Below are 18,862 nucleotides of genomic sequence, written 5' to 3'. Positions count from 1 at the left end.
GCTGGCACATGCATAAATCCATCCGCATCCTGTTTCTCCTCCTTTTCACGTTTGCTACTGCCAATGCACAGGAAAAAGTAGAGTACTACACTGGCACAGAACAATTGAACATTGAAGGCTGGATACCTGTCTACGCTTCATATCCTGTCAACGATTTTCTCGTTGTAAATCAGCAACTGAAGGTCGCACTCGTATCCCAAAAAGGAACCGAAACGCTGGTTCTCCTGGATTCTTCCAACACCGAACTGGACAGGTGCGCCGTGCCAAGCATGTTTAAAGTACTGGAGCAAAGTCTTTTCCTGCTTGGAGACACGCTTATTTACCAACCAGAGTGGTTTTACAAATCACATGTATTCCCTAAAGATTTCGGAAAAGGTTTTTTACGGCTCACAATTAAAAACAATAATATTCAATTCATTGATTACACGATGGAAGGAAAAACATCAGATAGAAGAATTATCAGCAAAAATTCAATATTCGAAGTAAAGATCACTCGAAAAAAGAAGGGGCACAGCATTACACTGAACGGCAAAACGATTATAGAAAGCGCCACTGAATACGACGGCCTGAGTTATGTTATGTTGGAATGGAAAGACCTCTTTTATTTCTACAATCACACTACCCGAGAACTGACTGCATTTGACAAAGCGGGCGGCAGAAAATCGGTTCCTCTCCCCAATCCTGCGTCAATCGCCCGTCTCGAACTGACCGTAGACCCCACCGACCAGAACCTTTATGTCTACTGCATTATCAAAAAAGCAGCCCCTGCATCCTTCACCGGGCTGCTATATCAGGTTAGCAATCATACCCTTGTGCCCATCAAAGAACTGGCAAATCCATGCATGCTGTTGCGAAAAGCAGGCAATCAGTACTACGGTATGTTCCAGGTGATGTTTGGAGACGAGCGTGTTCGCTGCATCTACCAGCTCAAGTGAACTCCCCGCTCCCCTCCCGCGTATATCTTCTATGCGCTGGTGGTTCTGTCTGTTGCTGCTTTCGCCACTGTCCCTGCGGGCACAGAACACAGCTGCACCCCGACTGCTGCCTGTGCCCCGGCTCACCGTCCTCCCCGCCAACCTGCTGACACTGCCGCTGCCTCCACCCCCCTCTTCCACGGCCAGCTACTCTCCCCTGCGCATCCAGCCGCTCAACGGCCCCGCCTGGCGCTACACACCCGGCATATGCTGGGACATCCAGTACAGCCTCTCGCCCCACTTCCGCATGCGCATCGCCGTCGACAACCTCCGCTTCACGCAGTAAGGATTTACTGAAGGCCCCACTCGGCCTTCTGCTTCTTCGTCAGGCTGGCCCGCACCAGCGCATAGCTGTGCGCTATCAGCTCCCGTACCAGCGCCTCCGGCATACTGCCGTCCACCGTCACGGTGTTCCAGTGCTTTTTGTTCATGTGATACCCCGGCTGCACGGCCGCATACCGCTCCCGCAGCTCCTCGGCCCGCGCAGGGTCGCACTTCAGGTTCACCGACGGCGGCGGCGGCGCGTCCAGTCCCATCAGCCCGAATATTTTGCCCCCTACGCGGAACACCAGCGTGTCCTCGCCAAAAGGCGTGTCTTCCGTCACGTCCGGCAGCGCCAGAAAGGCTTCCCGCAGCGTCTCCAGGTCCATGCCTCAAGGTAGGAAAATGACCAACGCCCTGCCGCGCGCACCGGCCTTTCCCCATCTTTGCTCCGTGCAGCAGCTCAACTATTTCACCCTCGCCGCCCTGGCCCCCCTCCTCCATGCCGAGTGGGCCGGCGGCCGCTGGATCGGCTGCTTCAGCCAATCCCGCGACGAGCTCGTCCTGCTCGCCAAAGGCCGCCACGACGGTGCCCGCGCCCTCTTCCTCCGAGTCGCCTGCGGCGGCGACCTCCAGTATGTCGTCCCCGTCCGCGACTTTCGCCGCGCCGCCAACAACGTCGTCGACCTCTTCCCTCACCTCGAAGGCCGCACCATCACACGCGTCTTCCTCGTACCCGGCGAACGCCTGCTCACCATCGAACTCGAAGGCGACACCCACGTCGTCCTCAAGCTCCACGGCCCTCGCAGCAATGTGCTGGTACTAAACGGAAGCAAACTCACCCATCAGTTCCGAAATACCCTCACCGAGGCACTCCCCAACCTCCACGCCCAGTGGGCACCCCCAGCTTCCGAGGCCGACTTCCTGCCCTTCCTCGCCGCCGCCCACAACGACCCCCTCAAGGCCCTGCGTCGCGCCTGGCCCATGCTCGATACCGCCCTCCTCACCTATGCCAACCAGTTCCTCTCGGCAGGTAAAGAGCCCTGGAAGGTGGGTATCCGCATCGCCACCGAGGCCCAGACGCCCCCCTGGTATGTCCGCGAACTCGGCGAGCGCGGGGCCGAGTTTCACCTCCTGCCTCCGCCCGAAGATGCCCGCACCTTCGACGATCTCTTTGCTGCACTCGAGTTCTGGCTCCGCCGCCACCTCTCCCGCTCTGCCCTCGCAGATGCCCGCGAGGCCTTTCGCCGCGAACTCCTGCCCGCACTCCACCGCCGGCAGGGGCAGCTCACCAGCGCCCAGACCTCTCTGGCCCGCCTCGCCAGCCAGCGCAGCGCCGAAGAACTCGGCCACCTCGTCCTCGCCAACCTCCACCTTATCCAGCCTGGTGCCACCGAAGTGGAAGTAGCCGACTTCTACCACGACGGCCAGCCTCTCGTCATCGACCTCGAGCCCGACCTTAACCCCCAGCAGAACGCCGAGCGCCTCTACCGCCTCCACCGCGACCACCAGCGCCGTCAGGAGGTTCTCTCAGCCCAGCAGGCCGAAACCGAAGACGCCCTCCGCGCCCTCCTCGATGCCCAGCAGCGCCTCGACGCCTGCCGCCGCCCAGCCGAAGTCGCACAGCTCCGCACACAGGTAGCCCCCCTGCTCAATCCCGCCGCCCAGCACGACGTCCGCGAGCTCCCCTACCGCGTCTTCACCCTACAGGGCTGGACCATCTGGCTCGGCCGCAACGCCGACGCCAACGACCGCATGACCTTCGGCCACGCCAAAAAAGACGACCTCTGGCTCCACGCCCGCGACGTCCCCGGCAGCCACGTCATCATCCGTGCCCGCCCCGGCCTCACGCCCCCACCCGCCGTGCAGGAATACGCCGCTGGCCTCGCCCTCTGGCACAGCAAAAACCGAACGGCCTCCCTCGCTCCTGTCTCGGTGGTGCAGCGCAAGTACGTCCGCAAGCGCAAGGGCATGGCCCCCGGCCAGGTTACCCTCGAGCGTGAAACCGTCCTCCTTGTGCCCCCGGTCAAACCAGAATAGGGAGCCCTCTCTGCCCACACACCAAGCCTGGAGCGGCAGGCAATCTGCCTGGTTTTCTATCGATACCAAATGCAAACGCCTCCTGATGGGAGGCGTTTCATCTTATTCAGAACCTGAACGGCTTACTCAAACACAAACCTTCTATTACCCGTGTATCCACCACGGTATCCCAAATTCCCCCTACCCTCTGACGCAACCGCACGTTCAGTCACTTCATACACCGTGTATTCTGTTCCCGTCACGAGGCCCGCGGGAATCGTAAACTTCACTTCTGTAGTGGTTACCGAAACGATGGGGGCCTCGACGATCGGTGAGCACGAACCGTTGCGGCAGATATCCAGATAGATTTGAGTCTTGCCCGCACCAGGATTAAAGCCTTTTCCTGTCAGCGTCAACTCCGTACCTGCGGAGGCACGGCTGGCAGAAAGTGAAAGGACGAAGCCTACCGCAATCAGGTTCACCTTGTTCGACTCAGAACCCTGAACCGAAACCACCACCTGGTTTGTGCCCACCACCACATCCGGTATCGTAACTGTCAGCTTGGTATTGCTGTAGCTACTGACAGAGCATTCATGCCCCCCGATGTATACTTTTACCGCACTGTTGATGCCATTGAACAGGTCGGTACCTGTAATCTCAATCACCTCACCGATATATTCTTCCGTCTTGGACAGCGCTGTTATCACAGGTGCAGCGTCTATCCAGATAGATGGCGAGCCCGTTGCATTCTGTCGCGTACTGGTTACGCTGAGGGTGTAGCTCTGGCCCGTTGTCAACGATGCAGGTACTACGCACTCAATGCTGGTGCTGGTGCTGCTTAGTATCTCAGCCGTTACCGTACCAAACTTCACAACCGGATTGAGAAAACCCGTCCCCGTAATGGTCAGCCGTCCTTTTACAGGCAGTCTGGTTCGGTTCACCTCAGTAATGACTGGGGCCGCCACCACCTCAATTGTCTGATTGGTATTACTCACAACGCCACTCACCTGCACACTGAGTGCGTAGGTGCCGACAGCTGTTCCTGCCGGTATGGTCACAGTCAGTTGTGTTGTAGTGGCCGCTTGCACAGTCAGTCCCACATCTCCCATTTTCACTGTATTCAGCCCTGCTGTGGCCGAAAAGTTGCTACCAGTGATAACCACCGTCTGGCCCGCAATGTATACAGCATAGTCCGTTGCGGTAACCGTCGGCATGGCCAGCAGCTCATAGGCACTGGCCTTCGTGGCCGACTTACCCTTCACCGCAACCTTGAAGCCATACTGGCCTGGCCCCAGCGTACGTGGCAGACGGAACTTCACCTGCGTGGCTGTCACTTCTTTGATGCTGTCGGCCGGCAGGGCAGTTTCCACAGCCGAGGTTGCATGTATGGCCGTCACGGCTACATCGGCCTTCACTGCGCCGAAATGTTCACCCGTCATTGTAATGAGTACGCCCGGCCCGCCAGAGGCCGGAGCTACCGTGGTGAGTACAGGGGCGGGCTGTTCGGGTTGTGGCTTTTCGCCATCCTCGGAATCACAGCCTGCCAGCAGCAATGCCGTCACCAGAAAACCCGCCAGAAAAAAGTAGCTTCTCATGGGTATAGTCACAGTTGAGTTCGCCCGACAAGCATACCCAACTCGCGCTCCACCAAGCTTATAGAAAACAGACAAAAAGGCCGCAGCAAGAGTAAGTCTACCCCCAGCCTGGCGCCCAAACCCATTCCCAGAAAGATGCCCTCAGCCCTTCAGACTTCGGCAAGCCTCCTTCCCAATCTCCCGCCCCCTTACCTTTACCCCATGCGCACCCACTACCTCGGCATCGGCGTCATGTCCGGCACCTCACACGACGGCATCGACCTCGCCGCCTGTCGCTTCCACCACGTCGATGGCCAGTGGCATTACGAACTCGTCGCCGCCGAAACTGTCCCCTACAGCCCCGACTGGCGCAGCCGTCTCCTCGCCCTCCCCCACGCCTCCGCCGAAGACTTCGCCAAAACCCACACCGACCTCGGCCACCTCATCGGCATGGCCGTCCGCCAGTTCGCCCTCGCCAACGGCCTCCGCCCCGACTTCGTCGCCTCCCACGGCCACACCATCTTCCACCAGCCCACCCGCCACTTCACCGCACAGATCGGCTGCGGCGAAACCCTCGTCACCCATCTGCACTGCCCCCTCGTCTCCGACTTCCGCCCCCGCGACGTCGCCCGCGGCGGACAGGGTGCACCCCTCGTGCCCTTCAGCCAGCACGCCCTCTTCCCCGATACCGGCCTCTTCCTCAACCTCGGCGGCATCGCCAACCTCACCGTACTGGCCCAGCGCGCCGGCCTCGACCCCGCCCACCAGTACGATGCCTGGGCCAAGCCCGGCTGGCAGTTCATGGCCTACGACGTCTGCGCCGCCAACATGGTGCTCAACCACCTGGCCACCCAGCACAACCCCCAGTGGGCCTACGACCCCCAGGGCGAACTGGCCGCCAGCGGCGAACTTGACCCTGCCCTGTTGGCCCGCCTCGAAGGGCTCGACTTCTACCACAACCATCCCCCCCGGTCCTTGGGCCGCGAGTACGCCCTCAGCCACATCCTGCCTCTGCTCGAGCGCACCCCTCTGCCCCTTGCCGACAAAGCCCATACCTACGGCGTCCACATCGTGCTGCGCCTCCTCGCCGAGCTCGACCGTTTCCAGCTCCGTAACCAGCCCCTGCTCGTCACCGGCGGCGGCGCACACAACACCTGGCTCATGGCCCAGCTGGACAAAGGCCTCGCCGAGCGCGGCATCACCCGCATAGCCCTCGACACCCAGCTCATCAACTTCGCCGAAGCCCTCCACTTCGCCTTCCTCGGCCTCATGGCCCTGCTGCGCCAGCCCAACGTTCTGGCCGAAGGCACCGGCGCACGTTCCGCAGGCACCCTCGGCGCCATTCACCTGCCCGAAAGCTACAGCCAGCCCCTCCTCTGACACCGATTGCAGCGGCCACACACGAAAGGCATCTCGCATTTCGTTGTTATAACAAATAACGGCGACGCCATATGAACTCCGACCTGCAAGCCCTCCGCGCACTCCGCCAGTCGCTACCCCCCGGCCCGCGCATGCCCGCCCTCTTTGTAGGCCACGGCAGTCCGCTCAACGCCATCACCGACAACCCCTTCAAGCTCCGCTGGCAGGAGCTTGGCAACACCCTGCCACACCCCTCCGCCATCATCGTCGTCTCGGCCCACTGGCTCACCCGCGGCACCTTTGTCACCGCAATGGAGCATCCCCGCACCATTCACGACTTTGGCGGTTTCCCCCGCGAACTTTTCGAGCAGCAGTACCCCGCGCCCGGTTCGCCCGAACTGGCCACCCTCACACAGGAAACCCTACACAGTGCCGGCGTCCAGCTGGACCACCAGTGGGGCCTTGACCACGGCTCCTGGTCGGTCCTGCTACCCATGTATCCCCTCGCCAACATCCCCGTCCTCCAGCTATCCATAGACGCCACCAAACCAGTCGAGTGGCACTATGAAGTCGGGAAAGAGCTGGCAGCCCTCCGCGAGCGGGGTGTGCTCATCGTCGGCAGTGGCAACCTCGTGCATAACCTCCGCGCCCTCAACTGGGCCAATCCTGCTGCCCCGCCCTTCGACTGGGCGCTGGAGTTCGACGCCCGCCTGCAAGCCCTCATCGAAGCCGGCGACGACCGCGCCACCACCACCTTCCAGCACTGGGGCGCTCTGGCCCAGCAGGCACACCCCACCTACGAGCACCTGTTACCGCTCTACTACATCCTCGGCACCCGCCACACCACCGACCACCTCACCTGGTTCAACGACACGTTCGACATGGCCTCCGTCTCCATGCGCTCCTTCGTCCTGGGCTGAGCACTCTGCTGCGCAAAAAAGCCCCTTTTGCAAGGGGCCTTTGAAGGTTACTCAGTCAGAAGTCTCTTGACATCCGAATTCCTGAGCCTCTCTATCAGATCGAATCTACGTTGTTCCTGACGCTTCCTTGCTTCATTGGTAAATGGACAAATGCTATCTAACCACGTAATGAGCTCATCAAAATTATCATTGGTAAACCTCCGAATTACTTGCCCAGTATCATCAGTGACAACAAACTCAAACACTCGATTCCTCAGACCTTCAACAAAGCCAAGTAAATCTAAAAATTTACCAAGTGCGCACATGTCCAGCAAGCGCTGAAGTGTTGTAGTATAAGTTTCCATTCGAAAAATTACATATATAGCTATACTAAAGCAAACAAACTTTCAAATTCAACGACACCTTCAAGATGGCCTCCGTCTCCCTGCGCTCCTTCGTCCTCGGGTGACCCCAAGCCCCCGAACACCAATAAAAAAGCCCCTCGTTGAAGGGGCTTTTGTCAGTTTTATACTCGAGGCTCAGCGCCCCATCATGCCGCCCATGCCCATCGGCTTGGGGCCTTCCTTCACCGTATAACCTGCGGGCAGTGTCACTTCACTGTCGGCTACAGTGCCTGGCTGTATGGTCAGACACGTCATCACCATCGTCACCTGGCCCATATCGCTTGGCATCGACATCTCTATCTTCAGCGGCATACCGTTGATGTCGCGATAGAAGTAAGTGCCTTTGGCGCGGCGTGCAATCAGTTCTTCTGGCACCTTCAGCTCAGGGGCAGCCCAGATGAACAGCGTAACCGGCTTGCCATCTTCCACCACATCCACCTTATACTTCTGGCACGAATAACCTGCAATGGTAGCCGTTTCCGCCAGTTTGGTAACTGTGAACTTGGCCGTGGTGGTGCCACCGGTTTCTTCCTGCGACTTCAGGTGATAGGCTACCCGACGGCTGTCGTCCAGCATCCACGAATCGCCGGTTGAGCCATTGCTCAGGGTGCGGCCTGCCATCATGCCTCCCACCATCTCGGTCATGGACTTCTCGCCCTTGACCCGGATCATCATCTTGCTCGGCATCATGCTGCCCATCATGGCCGCATACTGCTCGGGCATGTTCGGCGCATTCACTTTGATTTCGTAGCTACACGTGCCCTGGAAGCCCTGGGCCAGCGCCAGGCCGGGCACACAGGCCAGCAGCAGCAGCGCTTTTTTCAGCAGTTGTTTCATGGTTCGGGGAGAATATGGGTATGACCGTGCGAAAGATACAATATCCGTGCCGCCCGCCACCGCCCGTTTGCATAACTTTGGAATTGCACTCACCTGCTGTCTGCTGCCCTGCCATCATGAGCGAAAATATCACGCAACAACCTGCCCCTGAAGCTGTTCCAAACGTCGGTGTGGAAGTGGCACAGAAGTTTCTCCTCGAACAGTACAGCGAGCGCATCTACGCCTTCTACCCCGACATCCTCGCCATCATCGATGCCGAAGGCCACTTCGCCCGACTCAACCCGGCCTTCGAAACCCTCACCGGCCACACCGCCGACAATGCCCTCGGCCGCGACGTCGATTCTCTCCTCCACCCCGACGACCGTGATACCTTCCGCCGCTGCCGCGAGGCCGTCCGCTCCGCCGAAGACCGCTTCAATGTCGTAGCCCGCATTGGCACCGCCGATGGCCGTTGGTGCTGGATTGCCTGGAGCTGCTTCGCCGGCCTCGAGGCAGGCTCCCTCTTCTGCGTCGGCCGCGATGTCAGCGCCCAGAAGGAAGCCGAAATCTCCCTCGTCCGCCGCGAGCAGCAGCTCGAACAGGTCATCGAACTCGCCGGCGTCCCCACCTGGGAGCTCGACCTCGGCACCCTCGAGTTCGTCTTCAACGACCACATGCTCACCCTGCTGGGCACCACCCGCGACGTCGAAAACGGCCTGCGCATGGCCTTCACGCGCTTCATGGCCCAGTTCTCCGACGCCGCCAACGTCTCCAACATCGTCCAGCGCATCGTCCGCGTGGCCCGTACCCGCGCCGGCGACTACGCCGACAGCTTCCCCTACCATCTCCGCCGCCCCAATGGCGAGCGCTTCACCGCCGAATTCCAGCTCCGCGGCATTCTCGACGACAACCAGTACATGATGCGGGCCTTCGGCACCGTCCGCCCCTTTGAGCAGCAGGCCGAAAGCACCGCCGCACCCACCGCCGCCGACACCCCACCACCCGCCGAGCTCGACGCACTCCGCCGCCGTGCCGAGGAAGTGGAAACCCATCTTGGCGATATCGAGCGACAGCTCTCCGCCGCACGTGCCGAAGTAGCCACCGCCGCCAGCGCCCGCGAGGAATACGCCGAGCGCCTACGGGCAGCCCATCTCGAAATCGAGCGTCTCCGCGAACTCGCCGCCGACCAGCCCATTCCCGACGCCACCCCCGATCCCGACCTCCTCCAGCAGCTCGCCGACCTCTCCGCACAGCTTACCCACGCCACCGAAGCCCGTCAGCAGGCCGAGCAGCGTGTCATCGCCCTCCAGACCGAGGCCGACACCCTCCGCACTCAGGTCGATGCCCTCCGCCACCAACTGGAACAGCTGCGCACCCAGCAGGCCAACGGCCCGGCGTCCGCCGTCCTCACCTTCCGCGCACTGCCCAATGGCGACCCCATCGTAGACCTCGACGACCAGGCCGCCAGCCTCCTGGGCCATGCCACCGGCAGTGCCCTCATGCGCTGGCTCGCCGAATGGCTCCACCCCAGCGATGCGCCCCAGTTGGAGAACGCCCTCCGCGACCTCAACAGCGCAACCCCTGGCACCGAAATCGTCCTGCCACTGCGCGTCACCGACAGCCACGGCCGCACCCGATACCTCGAAGGCCGCCTCACCGCCACCCTCGAAGCACTCGAATACCGCTTCGCCGACCACACCGAACAGCGCCTCGCAGCCCTCGAAGCCGCCGAGCGCGACGCCCGCACCAGTGCACAGGAAAACGCCCTGGCACAGTTCCGCTACGAGGACATTCAGGACCTCGAATCGCTGTGCCTCCAGGCCACCCATGCCGCCGTCGACACCCTCGAGCTCAAACGCGCCGTCATCTGGCTCCTCGACGCCGATGCCGATGCCGTCATGCCCGCACTCGTGTACCCCATGCCCGAGAATGACGAAGACTCCCTGGCACCCCAGCCCGCACCCGACTGGCAGGCACTCGTCAACTCGCTCGACAACGACCCCGCCGTCGCCGTCAAGTTCGTCTCCGTCGACAACCGCACCACCGCCCTCGCCCACTTCCAGCACGGCCCAGACCCCGTCGTGTCCTGCATCGCCGTCCTCGCCTACCGCGAAGGCCAGGCCCGCACCCTCCTCATGCTCGAACACACCGGCCTGCCCCGCGACTGGCAGCCCGACGAAATCGCCTTTGCCCGCGCCCTCGGCTGGCTCATCGGCGCCGGCTTCCAGAGCGGTCATCAGCGCGAACTGCAACGCCGCCTTGCCGACCTCCAGGCCAGCCACGAAGAACTGGTCCGCACTGCCGCTACCGCCCGCGACTCCCGCTCCGAATCGTCCGGGCAGGTGGAACACATCCAGAACCTCCTGGTGCAGCGGGAGAAACTGGCCGCCCTCGGCAGTCTCGCCGCCGGTGTGGCCCACGAGGTCAACACCCCCCTCAGTGCCATACAGGCCAGTGGCCGCAACATCGACCGGGCCCTCGGCGCCACCCTTCTCGAAATCCCCGTCCTCCTGCGCCAGCTGCCCGACGACACCGCCCGGCTCCTCCTCGAGCTCGTCCAGCAGAGCAGCACCTCCACCCTCGACATCGCCCCCGAGCAGGAGCGTGCCCTCCGCGGCCAGGTGCAGACCGTCCTGGACCGCTTTTCCGTGCCCAACGCCTCCGAACTGGCCAAGGAGCTCGTCGAAATCCGCGTCACCGAGGGCGTAGACCGCTACATCCCCCTCTTCCTCAATCCCTACAGCAGCGACATCCTCGACAAGGTCTACAAGCTGGCCCAGCTGAAGCGCAACCTCGACAACATTCTCCAGGCCAGCGACAAAGCCGCCCGCGTCATCCAGGCCCTTCGCTACTACAGCCACCGCCCGCAGCAGCCCATGCGCATGCCCGTGGACCTCGCCGAGAGCCTCGACACCGCCCTCACCCTGCAACAGAACCGCCTGAAGTACGGCATCGCCGTCGAGCGCATTTTTGCCGCCATGCCGGCCGTGCCCGTCTTCCCCGACGAAGTGGCACAGGTGTGGAACAACCTCATCTCCAACGCCGTGGACGCCCTCAACGGCAAAGGCCACCTGAAGGTCGAGTACTTTGCCGAGGGCACCGACGCTGTGGTGCGCATCACCGACGACGGCCCCGGCATCCCCGCCGACGCACTGCCCCACATCTTCGAGCCCTTCTACACCACCAAGCCGCAGGGCGAGGGCACGGGCCTGGGCCTGGACATCGCCCGCCGCATCGTAGAGCGCCACGGCGGCACCCTCACCGCCGACAGCCAACCCGGCCGCACCACCTTCACGGTAAAACTGCCGCTGAGTGAGTAGCCCCCTAGCACGTCATTTCGAGCGCAGCGAGAAATCTACTTGTAGGCGGCGTAGAGCCGCCTTCTCAGCCGCTAGGTCGGGCTGCCAGCGGCAGCCCACAGGTAGATTTCTCAGGAAAGCTGCGCCAACCTTCGAAATGACTGTCCATTGAATTTTAGCAAAATATAAGTGCTGCCCTATTACAAGAGTATCTGATTTAGAGCCTATTGCCATATTGGCCAGTACTTCATTCCTCTGCCCGATACTTCCAGGCATAAGCATCGTACAACTGCACTGAATCTATTTTAACGAATCCATCCAGATGGGGCAGTAATTCCTGTATTCCTTCATTATAATGGCCACTCAAAATCCAAAAATTGGAAGGCAATAAAACTTTTGATTTGGGAAAATATATATCGGTGCTGATAACAGTATCGGTATATCCAAATTCTTTCATATAATAGTTAAAAAATGAAAATTTAGAACTGATCATTGGGCTATTTTCGTCTCTTTCCACCATCGCTTTTGATAATTCACGAAACTGCGTTTTTGTTGGTCTGTTCAAAAACCCGCGCCCATGCATGGTATAACCAAAAGAAATAATGAGAAAGACAATTACAGCGAATCGGACCCTAATTGGTACAAGCGCTAATCCCTCCGATGCCAATAAGATTAGAGCTGGCAGCAGATACAAAAGGTATCGTGTCTGGTAAACAGGTACCACAGTCAATGATACACAGTATGGCATTAGTGCTCCCAAGCCAATGAATATAATCAGGAAAACAACCAGTGAGTCTTCTTTCTTTCCTTTGATAAGTTGATAAAAACGAAACAAAGCAGCTATAATTCCAACTGTAGAAAGAAGAGAAAAAACCAGCTCCTTTGCTGTCAATTGAAATTGAATTGTAATCAATGATCTGAAAACAGGCGGAGGCAGCCAGCCTGTGCCTCCATGTGTCAATCGAAATATAAATGTAGGAAGCCAGAGTAAAAATGGAATAAATGCAATGGCCAATGATAATATTGACCACTTCAGAGTCTTTACATCAAAATGCTTCTTCCCGATTAAATCAATTATAATAAAGGATAATACAATTCCGAAAATAAGAAAAAGGCAATTGTAGTGCACATATAGCGAAACTGCGCCCAGCACGCCCATTTCTACAGCAGACCTGTTGAGGGTAAGCTTTCCTTGCATGAAACGGCTCATTCGCCATATGATGATGGCAGAAAGCAGCATCATCAGCGAGTACATCCTTGCCTCCTGCGCGTATTCAAGGAAATGCACAGTGCACAGCGAGAGTATTGCTGCGTAAACACCCGCAGTATGACCTCTTGAATCTTTAACCGTCAAGAAGATTGCGCCCGAGGCCAGCACCGAAAAAAGGGCAGAAAGGGCACGGCCAGCTACAGCTGTATGTCCCCAAACATCACACCAGAGCCGCAGCAGCCAGAAATAAAGCGGTGGATGTGCGTCTGTGCTTGCTAAATCTGATGTCAGAGTCGCCCAGGATTTGTGGGGCGCCACTGCCATCATTGAATACAACTCGTCAAGCCATAGGCTTTGGTAATCAAGCCCCAGAAACGGCACGAATGCAAGTAATGCATATAGATACCATCCTATTCTGCTATGCACGTCAAGAAATCCGGTTAAGCTACAGCTAATATATGCTATAACTTAACCGATTTTCTGCACTGGCTCCCCAAAATATGCCTCAACCCCGCTCCTGACACAGCTCCAGCAGGACGCCGCCGGTGCTTTTCGGGTGCACGAAGCAGATGAGCTTGTTGTCGGCGCCGTGCTTCGGCTCCTCGTTCAGCAGCTGGAAGCCTGCGGCCTTCAGGCGCGCCATCTCCGCCCGGATGTCCGTCACGGCCATCGCCACGTGGTGCAGGCCCTCGCCCTTCTTCTCCAGAAACTTCGCTATCGGGCTGTCGGCGTGCAGGGCCTCCAGCAGCTCTATCTTGCTCTCGCCCGTCTGGAAGAAGATGGTGCGCACGCCCTCGCTCTCTACCACCTCCTCCTTGTAGGGGGCGCGGCCCAGCAGGGTGGTCCAGGTGTCGATGGCGGCGGCGGCGTCTTTCACGGCAATGCCCAGGTGTTCGATCTGCATGGCGAAGGGGGGGGGGTTGGGGGTACGGGATTCGGGGCTGCAAAATAGAACAGCCGTGAGGGAAAACCCGCACGGCTGCTCCCGTCTGTAAGTAAACGGTTATTCGGTAAGGCCGTTGGCGCGGGCCACCAGCTCGGCCAGGTCCATCACCTTGGTGGTGTCCTGTAGGTGGTTGTACTTCACACCGTCGGACAGCATGGTCGAGCAGAAGGGGCAGGCCACGGCCACCACGTCGGGCTTCACTTCCTTGATGTCTTCGGTGCGCTCCATGTTCACTTCCTTGTTGCCTTTCTCGGCTTCCTTGAACATCTGGGCACCGCCCGCGCCGCAGCACAGGCCGTTGGTGCGGCAGCGCTTCAGCTCCACGAGGTCGGCGTCCAGCGCCTTGATCACCTCGCGCGGGGCCTCGTACACGTCGTTGGCACGGCCCAGGTAGCAGCTGTCGTGGTAGGAAATCTTCTTGCCCTTGAAGGCGCCGCCTTCCACGGCCAGCCGGCCCGAGGTCAGCAGCTCGTTGAGGTACTGGCTGTGGTGCACCACCTCGTAGTCGCCGCCCAGCGCCGGATACTCGTTCTTCAGGGTGTTGAAGCAGTGGGGGCAGGTGGTCACGATCTTCTTCACGCCGTAGCCATTGAGCACCTGAATGTTGGTCATGGCCTGCATCTGGAAGAGCATTTCGTTGCCGGCGCGCTTGGCGGGGTCGCCGGTGCAGGTTTCCTCGGTGCCCAGCACGGCGTAGCGGATGCCGAGGTGGGTGAGGATCTTCACAAAGTCGCGGGTGACACGCTGGGCGCGCTCATCGAACGAGCCTGCGCAGCCCACCCAGAAGAGCACTTCCGGCTGCTCGCCGCGCGCGGCGTAGTCGGCCATCAGCGGTACGTTCACTTGGGTCTGCTCTGCCATATATCGTGGGGAGGGAATGTCGGTTGGGGGGAGAAATAGGGTCGGAAGGGTGCGGAGGGGCCTCAGGCTTTGGGGGCCTTGTCAGCGGGCAGGGTCACGTTGTTGGCCCAGTTGAAGCGCTCGGAGGGCGAGAAGGCCCAGGGCGTGCCGGCGTTCTCCACGTTGTTGAACATGGCGTTGAGCTGCTGCGGGGCGGCGCTCTCTTCCATCACGGCGTACTCGCGCAGCTGGCTGATGATGGCCACCGGGTTGATGTTGACTGGACAGGCCTCGGCGCAGGCGTTGCAGGTGGTGCAGGCCCACACTTCCTCGGCGGTGATGTAGCTGCCCAGCAGGCTCTTTCCGTCGTCTTCCCACTTGCCCTTGGTGTCGATCACGCGGCCAATTTCTTCCATGCGGTCGCGGGTGTCCATCATGATTTTGCGGGGCGAAAGGAGCTTGCCGGTGGTGTTGGCGGGGCACACGCTGGTGCATCGGCCGCACTCGGTGCAGGTGTAGGCGCTGAGCAGGTCGGTCCAGCGGAGGTCGGTCACGTCCTTGGCGCCGAAGCGTTCGGGCAGGGCGGGGGCATCGGTGGCGGGCTCCGCCGGGGCGGCAAAGGGGTCGCCGCTCAGCATCAGCTCCACTTCCTTCTTCACCTTCTCGTTGATGGGCTGCTTGCCCAGCGGGCGCACGTAGGTGTTGGAGAACCAGGTGTTGGGGAAGGCCAGCATGATGTGCAGGTGCTTCGAGAAGGGCAGGTAGTTGAGGTAGGCCAGAATGCCCAGAATGTGCAGCCACCAGGCGGCGCGCTCCACCACGTGCAGGGTGCCGTCAGACAGGCCATTGAACATGGGGGCGATAAGGCTGCTGAAGGGGAAAGCGCCGTGGGCTTCTACCACGCCGCGGGCCATGAGCAGCTGGTCGGCGGCATTCATCACCACAAGGGCGGTCACCAGCACGATTTCCATGGCCAGAATGAGGTGGGCGTCCAGCGTGGGCCAGCCGGTCATCTCGATGCCCGAGAAACGCTTTACCTTAACGATGTCGCGGCGGGCCAGGAAGCCCAGCGTACCTACCAGCACCAGCACCAGGAAGAGCTCGGCGGTGTAGGTAATGGCGCTGTAGAGGCCCCCAAGGTAGGGCGCGAAGAAGCGGTGTGTGCCGAAGAGGCCGTCCACCACGATTTCCAGCACCTCGATGTTGATGACCAGAAAGCCGACGTACACCATGAGGTGCAGGACGCCGGGCACAATGCGCCGCACCATCTTCTTCTGGCCCACGGCCACGAGGAACATATTGCGCCAGCGCTGGCCGGGGTTGTCGGTGCGGGCTTCGTCGCGGCCCAGCAGGATGTTGCGCCGGATGCGGCGTGCGCTGCGGACGAACAGCCCGACGGCGCCTGCAAACACCAACAGGAACAGGAGTTGAGAAACTACGCTCATGGGGATGAACTGCGTATGGGGAGGGGTAATACCCGGAGGCCGCAGGGCTGCTACAGCCTTCAGGTCTGCCGAAAATAGCACGGAAACGGGCTAACGAGCGATAGGAACACCGAAAAGCGCAAAAAAGCGGGCCAGTTTATACGGAGTCCACGCTGTGGGGGCCGCAGACCGTGCAGAACGACAGAATTTTGGACAGGCCACTTGCGCGAAACGAAAACCGTGTATATTTGCGCTCCCTTCCTGCTACACGCGGCAGGATTGACAATGCGGTGATGTAGCTCAGTTGGTAGAGCAGTAGACTGAAAATCTACGTGTCGGCGGTTCGATTCCGTCCATCACCACACCCCACGACGCCCCGCACTCCGGGGCGTTTTGCTTTTGGGGGCCTGTCAGGGATGCTGTACTTCCCGCAAAACAACACAGGCCCCTTGCGGAGCCTGTGTATCCGTGTTGAGCCGAGAACAGCTTACTGCTTCAACGACGCGATGTCGATGACGAAGCGGTAGCGGACATCGCCCTTGATCATGCGCTCGTAGGCTTCGTTCACCTGACTGGCCGAGATGATCTCGATGTCGGCGGTGATGTTGTGCTGGGCGGCGAAGTCCAGCATCTCCTGAGTTTCGGCCATGCCGCCGATGTTGGAACCGGCAAAGCTACGGCGCCCCATCACCAGATTGAACGACATAACCGGCAGGGGTTCCATCGGCAGGCCCACCAGCACCACCGCGCCATCCACCTTCAACAGGCCGAGGTAGGCATTGACGTCATGGGCAGCCGAAACAGTGTCGAGGATGAAGTTAAGGCTGCGACCATAGCGGCGCATCTGCTCGGCGTTGGTGGAGAGCACCACTTCGTCGGCACCCAGCTTGGCGGCCTCCTGGGCCTTGCCCGCCGAGGTAGTGAACACCACCACGTGTGCGCCCATGGCCTTGGCAAACTTCACGGCTACGTGGCCAAGCCCCCCAATGCCCACAATGCCTACTTTGGAGCCGGGGCCCACCTTCCAGTGTTTCAGCGGCGAATAGGTGGTGATGCCCGCGCAGAGCAGCGGTGCGGCGGCGGCAGGATCCAGCTTCTCGGGTACGCGCACCACAAAGTGTTCGTCCACTACAATGGCCTCGGAGTAGCCGCCGTAGGTCAGGGTGTTCAGGTGTTTGTCGGGCGAGTTATAGACGTAGATGGGGCCGGAGTCGCAGAACTGCTCGTCGCCACGGCGGCAGTATTCGCAGTCGCGGCAGGAGTCGACGAAGCAGCCGACACCGACGAGGTCGCCGACCTTGAAGCGGGTAACACCAGCACCGACGCGGGTGACCTTGCCCACAATCTCGTGGCCTGGAACCACGGGATAGGTGGTGCCATGCCATTCGTTGCGGGCGGTATGGAGGTCGGAGTGGCAGATGCCGCAGTAGTGGATGTCGATCTCGACGTCGTTGGCCTGCACATCGCGGCGGGCGATGGTGAGGGGGCCCAGGGGTGCCGTGGCGGCCTGGGTGCCGATGGCGTTAACGGTACGTGTCTGCATGGGTAAGGGGGAAAGGATTGCCTGTGTAAGGTAGGCAATCCTTTCCCCCTTACCTACCGAAGCAGGAGGAACGCAGCCCGGAACCGGATGGTTTCGGGAATAAAAAGGTCGCCACGTGTGGCGACCTTAAGAGACTATGCCAGTAAGCTCAGATGCTACCTACGGGCGAGATAATCCTTCTCTGCAGAGGAAGTAGAATGCGAGTACAACGACCTACCCACGGTATCTCTCTCAGGAATGTTGTAAACGGGTCGGCGTCCAAGACCACTCGCCATCAGCTTGTTTATCAAAGAGTTAACCTCACTAAGTTTGGCAAACTCACCAGCCCCAATTGACTCGGGAGCTCTAAGCACTTTCTTGACTTTGGATACAAGCTTTGCCATGTTGCGAAGTTAGATATGAAGTCGTGAATGAATCAACATCTGCTGTCCAGTACGTGCGATAAACTGGCAAATCACATCGTTGTAGCTGCGAATGAGTGAGCGGAGGGGCCTGTCTTCAGAGAAGTCCTCAATCTTAAGTTTCAACTTTCGGAGAGCATTGATGTTGATGGCACGACCATGTGAATGCCAACGTCGGTTGTCTCCCAATTCACGAGCTATCTCTGTAGCCCTTTGCTGCTTCGCTCGATCTGTAACCCGCCTTCCATTCCTATGCGTTACCCAGTTTCTGAATTTATAATTCACAAGCCAGTCGGTCAATAATGCAACCGTAAGTTCTCTGGCTTGTTCACATTGATTCAGCATAGCAAGGTCCAGCTGCTGAAGCATCATAAACTCTGCATTTGAAAGTGTCCCTGCATTTGATTTTTCAACAAACTGCTCAACTTTATCAATATATCCTAATGCTGGAACCCAAGAAGTTCCGTTATGGATCTGTGGGTCAATTGGGCCAAGACATGACGAATAGTCCATATATATTCTATCCCCGGACATACAGAAGATAGTACCTGCACTATAAGCTGAATCAGGGACAATAAAATATACCTCTTCGTAATTTGTGCGCGTAATTGTAATCAGTTTTTCAACAGCCTCTGCACTTCCACCAGGGGTGTTCAATATTATGCAAAGTCGGCCTCTATTATCAGCATCCTTAAGCTCTTCTATAATATCACGAAAAAGTGGAACTATACCGTCATGTATTGATCCATAGTAAAATACAAAATCTGCTTGAAAATGCTCTTCGAGAGCAATTAGACGTTCATTTAAAATAGATTGAAGGGTTGCATCAAAAGCAGTTTTCATAAGTTATTTTTTGCGAGTATAACCCATGAAGACCAAAGTAATGTTGTAAA

Annotated in this window: 16 protein-coding genes and 1 tRNA gene; 7 read left to right on the top strand and 10 right to left on the bottom strand. The window is 59.1% G+C overall.

Features of this window, described 5'->3' with window-relative positions; all coding sequences use genetic code 11:
• Positions 1-8 precede the first annotated feature (8 nt).
• Together AC2D8O_RS02415 and AC2D8O_RS02410 are read left to right on the top strand one after the other, a co-directional pair.
• Entirely contained in the window at positions 9-935 is a 927-nt protein-coding gene (locus AC2D8O_RS02415; RefSeq protein WP_484677187.1) for a hypothetical protein, read from the top strand.
• A gap of 31 nt (positions 936-966) precedes the next feature.
• Positions 967-1,260: a hypothetical protein gene (locus AC2D8O_RS02410; protein ID WP_484677186.1), complete on the top strand. Its 294-nt coding sequence runs from the start codon at positions 967-969 to the stop codon at positions 1,258-1,260.
• A 4-nt stretch (positions 1,261-1,264) separates the two neighbouring features.
• On the opposite strand, the gene AC2D8O_RS02405 is transcribed toward AC2D8O_RS02410, so the two are convergent.
• Positions 1,265-1,624, bottom strand: coding sequence for an MmcQ/YjbR family DNA-binding protein (locus AC2D8O_RS02405; RefSeq protein WP_484677185.1), 360 nt, complete (start codon positions 1,622-1,624; stop codon positions 1,265-1,267).
• A 64-nt stretch (positions 1,625-1,688) separates the two neighbouring features.
• Between AC2D8O_RS02405 and AC2D8O_RS02400 the strand changes: the two genes are divergently transcribed.
• Positions 1,689-3,275, top strand: a complete 1,587-nt coding sequence (locus AC2D8O_RS02400; RefSeq protein WP_484677184.1) for an NFACT RNA binding domain-containing protein — start codon at positions 1,689-1,691, stop codon at positions 3,273-3,275.
• A gap of 122 nt (positions 3,276-3,397) precedes the next feature.
• Here the strand turns inward: AC2D8O_RS02400 and AC2D8O_RS02395 are convergent, their stop codons facing one another.
• Positions 3,398-4,849: an IPT/TIG domain-containing protein gene (locus tag AC2D8O_RS02395; RefSeq protein ID WP_484677183.1), complete on the bottom strand. Its 1,452-nt coding sequence runs from the start codon at positions 4,847-4,849 to the stop codon at positions 3,398-3,400.
• Positions 4,850-5,050: 201 nt separating this feature from the next.
• Here AC2D8O_RS02395 and AC2D8O_RS02390 point away from each other — a divergent pair, with 201 nt between their 5' ends.
• The gene (locus tag AC2D8O_RS02390) at positions 5,051-6,208 is read left to right on the top strand and encodes an anhydro-N-acetylmuramic acid kinase (RefSeq protein WP_484677182.1); all 1,158 of its coding nucleotides are present in this window, start codon (positions 5,051-5,053) and stop codon (positions 6,206-6,208) included.
• A gap of 71 nt (positions 6,209-6,279) precedes the next feature.
• Positions 6,280-7,107, top strand: coding sequence for a 4,5-DOPA-extradiol-dioxygenase (gene ygiD / locus AC2D8O_RS02385; protein WP_484677181.1), 828 nt, complete (start codon positions 6,280-6,282; stop codon positions 7,105-7,107).
• 47 nt (positions 7,108-7,154) lie between these two features.
• Here the strand turns inward: ygiD and AC2D8O_RS02380 are convergent, their stop codons facing one another.
• Both AC2D8O_RS02380 and AC2D8O_RS02375 read right to left on the bottom strand, forming a co-directional pair.
• On the bottom strand, positions 7,155-7,451 hold the full coding sequence (locus AC2D8O_RS02380) for a hypothetical protein (protein WP_484677180.1): 297 nt from the start codon (positions 7,449-7,451) through the stop codon (positions 7,155-7,157).
• Between the two features lie 174 nt (positions 7,452-7,625).
• Positions 7,626-8,327: a hypothetical protein gene (locus tag AC2D8O_RS02375; protein ID WP_484677179.1), complete on the bottom strand. Its 702-nt coding sequence runs from the start codon at positions 8,325-8,327 to the stop codon at positions 7,626-7,628.
• Positions 8,328-8,443: 116 nt separating this feature from the next.
• Between AC2D8O_RS02375 and AC2D8O_RS02370 the strand changes: the two genes are divergently transcribed.
• Complete coding sequence (locus AC2D8O_RS02370; protein WP_484677178.1) at positions 8,444-11,626, top strand: ATP-binding protein; 3,183 nt, start codon at positions 8,444-8,446, stop codon at positions 11,624-11,626.
• Between the two features lie 226 nt (positions 11,627-11,852).
• Here AC2D8O_RS02370 and AC2D8O_RS02365 read toward each other — a convergent pair whose 3' ends face one another.
• From AC2D8O_RS02365 to AC2D8O_RS02350, 4 genes are all read right to left on the bottom strand, one after another.
• Entirely contained in the window at positions 11,853-13,196 is a 1,344-nt protein-coding gene (locus AC2D8O_RS02365) for a glycosyltransferase family 39 protein (protein ID WP_484677177.1), read from the bottom strand.
• 124 nt (positions 13,197-13,320) lie between these two features.
• A complete protein-coding gene (gene mce / locus AC2D8O_RS02360) occupies positions 13,321-13,719 on the bottom strand; it encodes a methylmalonyl-CoA epimerase (protein ID WP_484677176.1) in 399 nt (132 codons plus the stop codon).
• 99 nt (positions 13,720-13,818) lie between these two features.
• Positions 13,819-14,622: a (Fe-S)-binding protein gene (locus tag AC2D8O_RS02355; protein WP_484677175.1), complete on the bottom strand. Its 804-nt coding sequence runs from the start codon at positions 14,620-14,622 to the stop codon at positions 13,819-13,821.
• Between the two features lie 62 nt (positions 14,623-14,684).
• Positions 14,685-16,046, bottom strand: coding sequence for a 4Fe-4S dicluster domain-containing protein (locus tag AC2D8O_RS02350; RefSeq protein ID WP_484677174.1), 1,362 nt, complete (start codon positions 16,044-16,046; stop codon positions 14,685-14,687).
• A 268-nt stretch (positions 16,047-16,314) separates the two neighbouring features.
• On the opposite strand from AC2D8O_RS02350, the gene AC2D8O_RS02345 reads away from it, so the two are divergent.
• Positions 16,315-16,387: transfer RNA gene (locus AC2D8O_RS02345), tRNA-Phe, on the top strand.
• Between the two features lie 125 nt (positions 16,388-16,512).
• On the opposite strand, the gene AC2D8O_RS02340 is transcribed toward AC2D8O_RS02345, so the two are convergent.
• Positions 16,513-17,568, bottom strand: coding sequence for an NAD(P)-dependent alcohol dehydrogenase (locus AC2D8O_RS02340; RefSeq protein WP_484677173.1), 1,056 nt, complete (start codon positions 17,566-17,568; stop codon positions 16,513-16,515).
• A gap of 392 nt (positions 17,569-17,960) precedes the next feature.
• On the bottom strand, positions 17,961-18,812 hold the full coding sequence (locus tag AC2D8O_RS02335) for an SDH family Clp fold serine proteinase (RefSeq protein ID WP_484677172.1): 852 nt from the start codon (positions 18,810-18,812) through the stop codon (positions 17,961-17,963).
• Positions 18,813-18,862 lie beyond the last annotated feature (50 nt).

The sequence above is a fragment of the Pontibacter sp. T17 genome (assembly GCF_057219875.1).
This window is presented reverse-complemented; position numbering and strand designations above follow the sequence as displayed.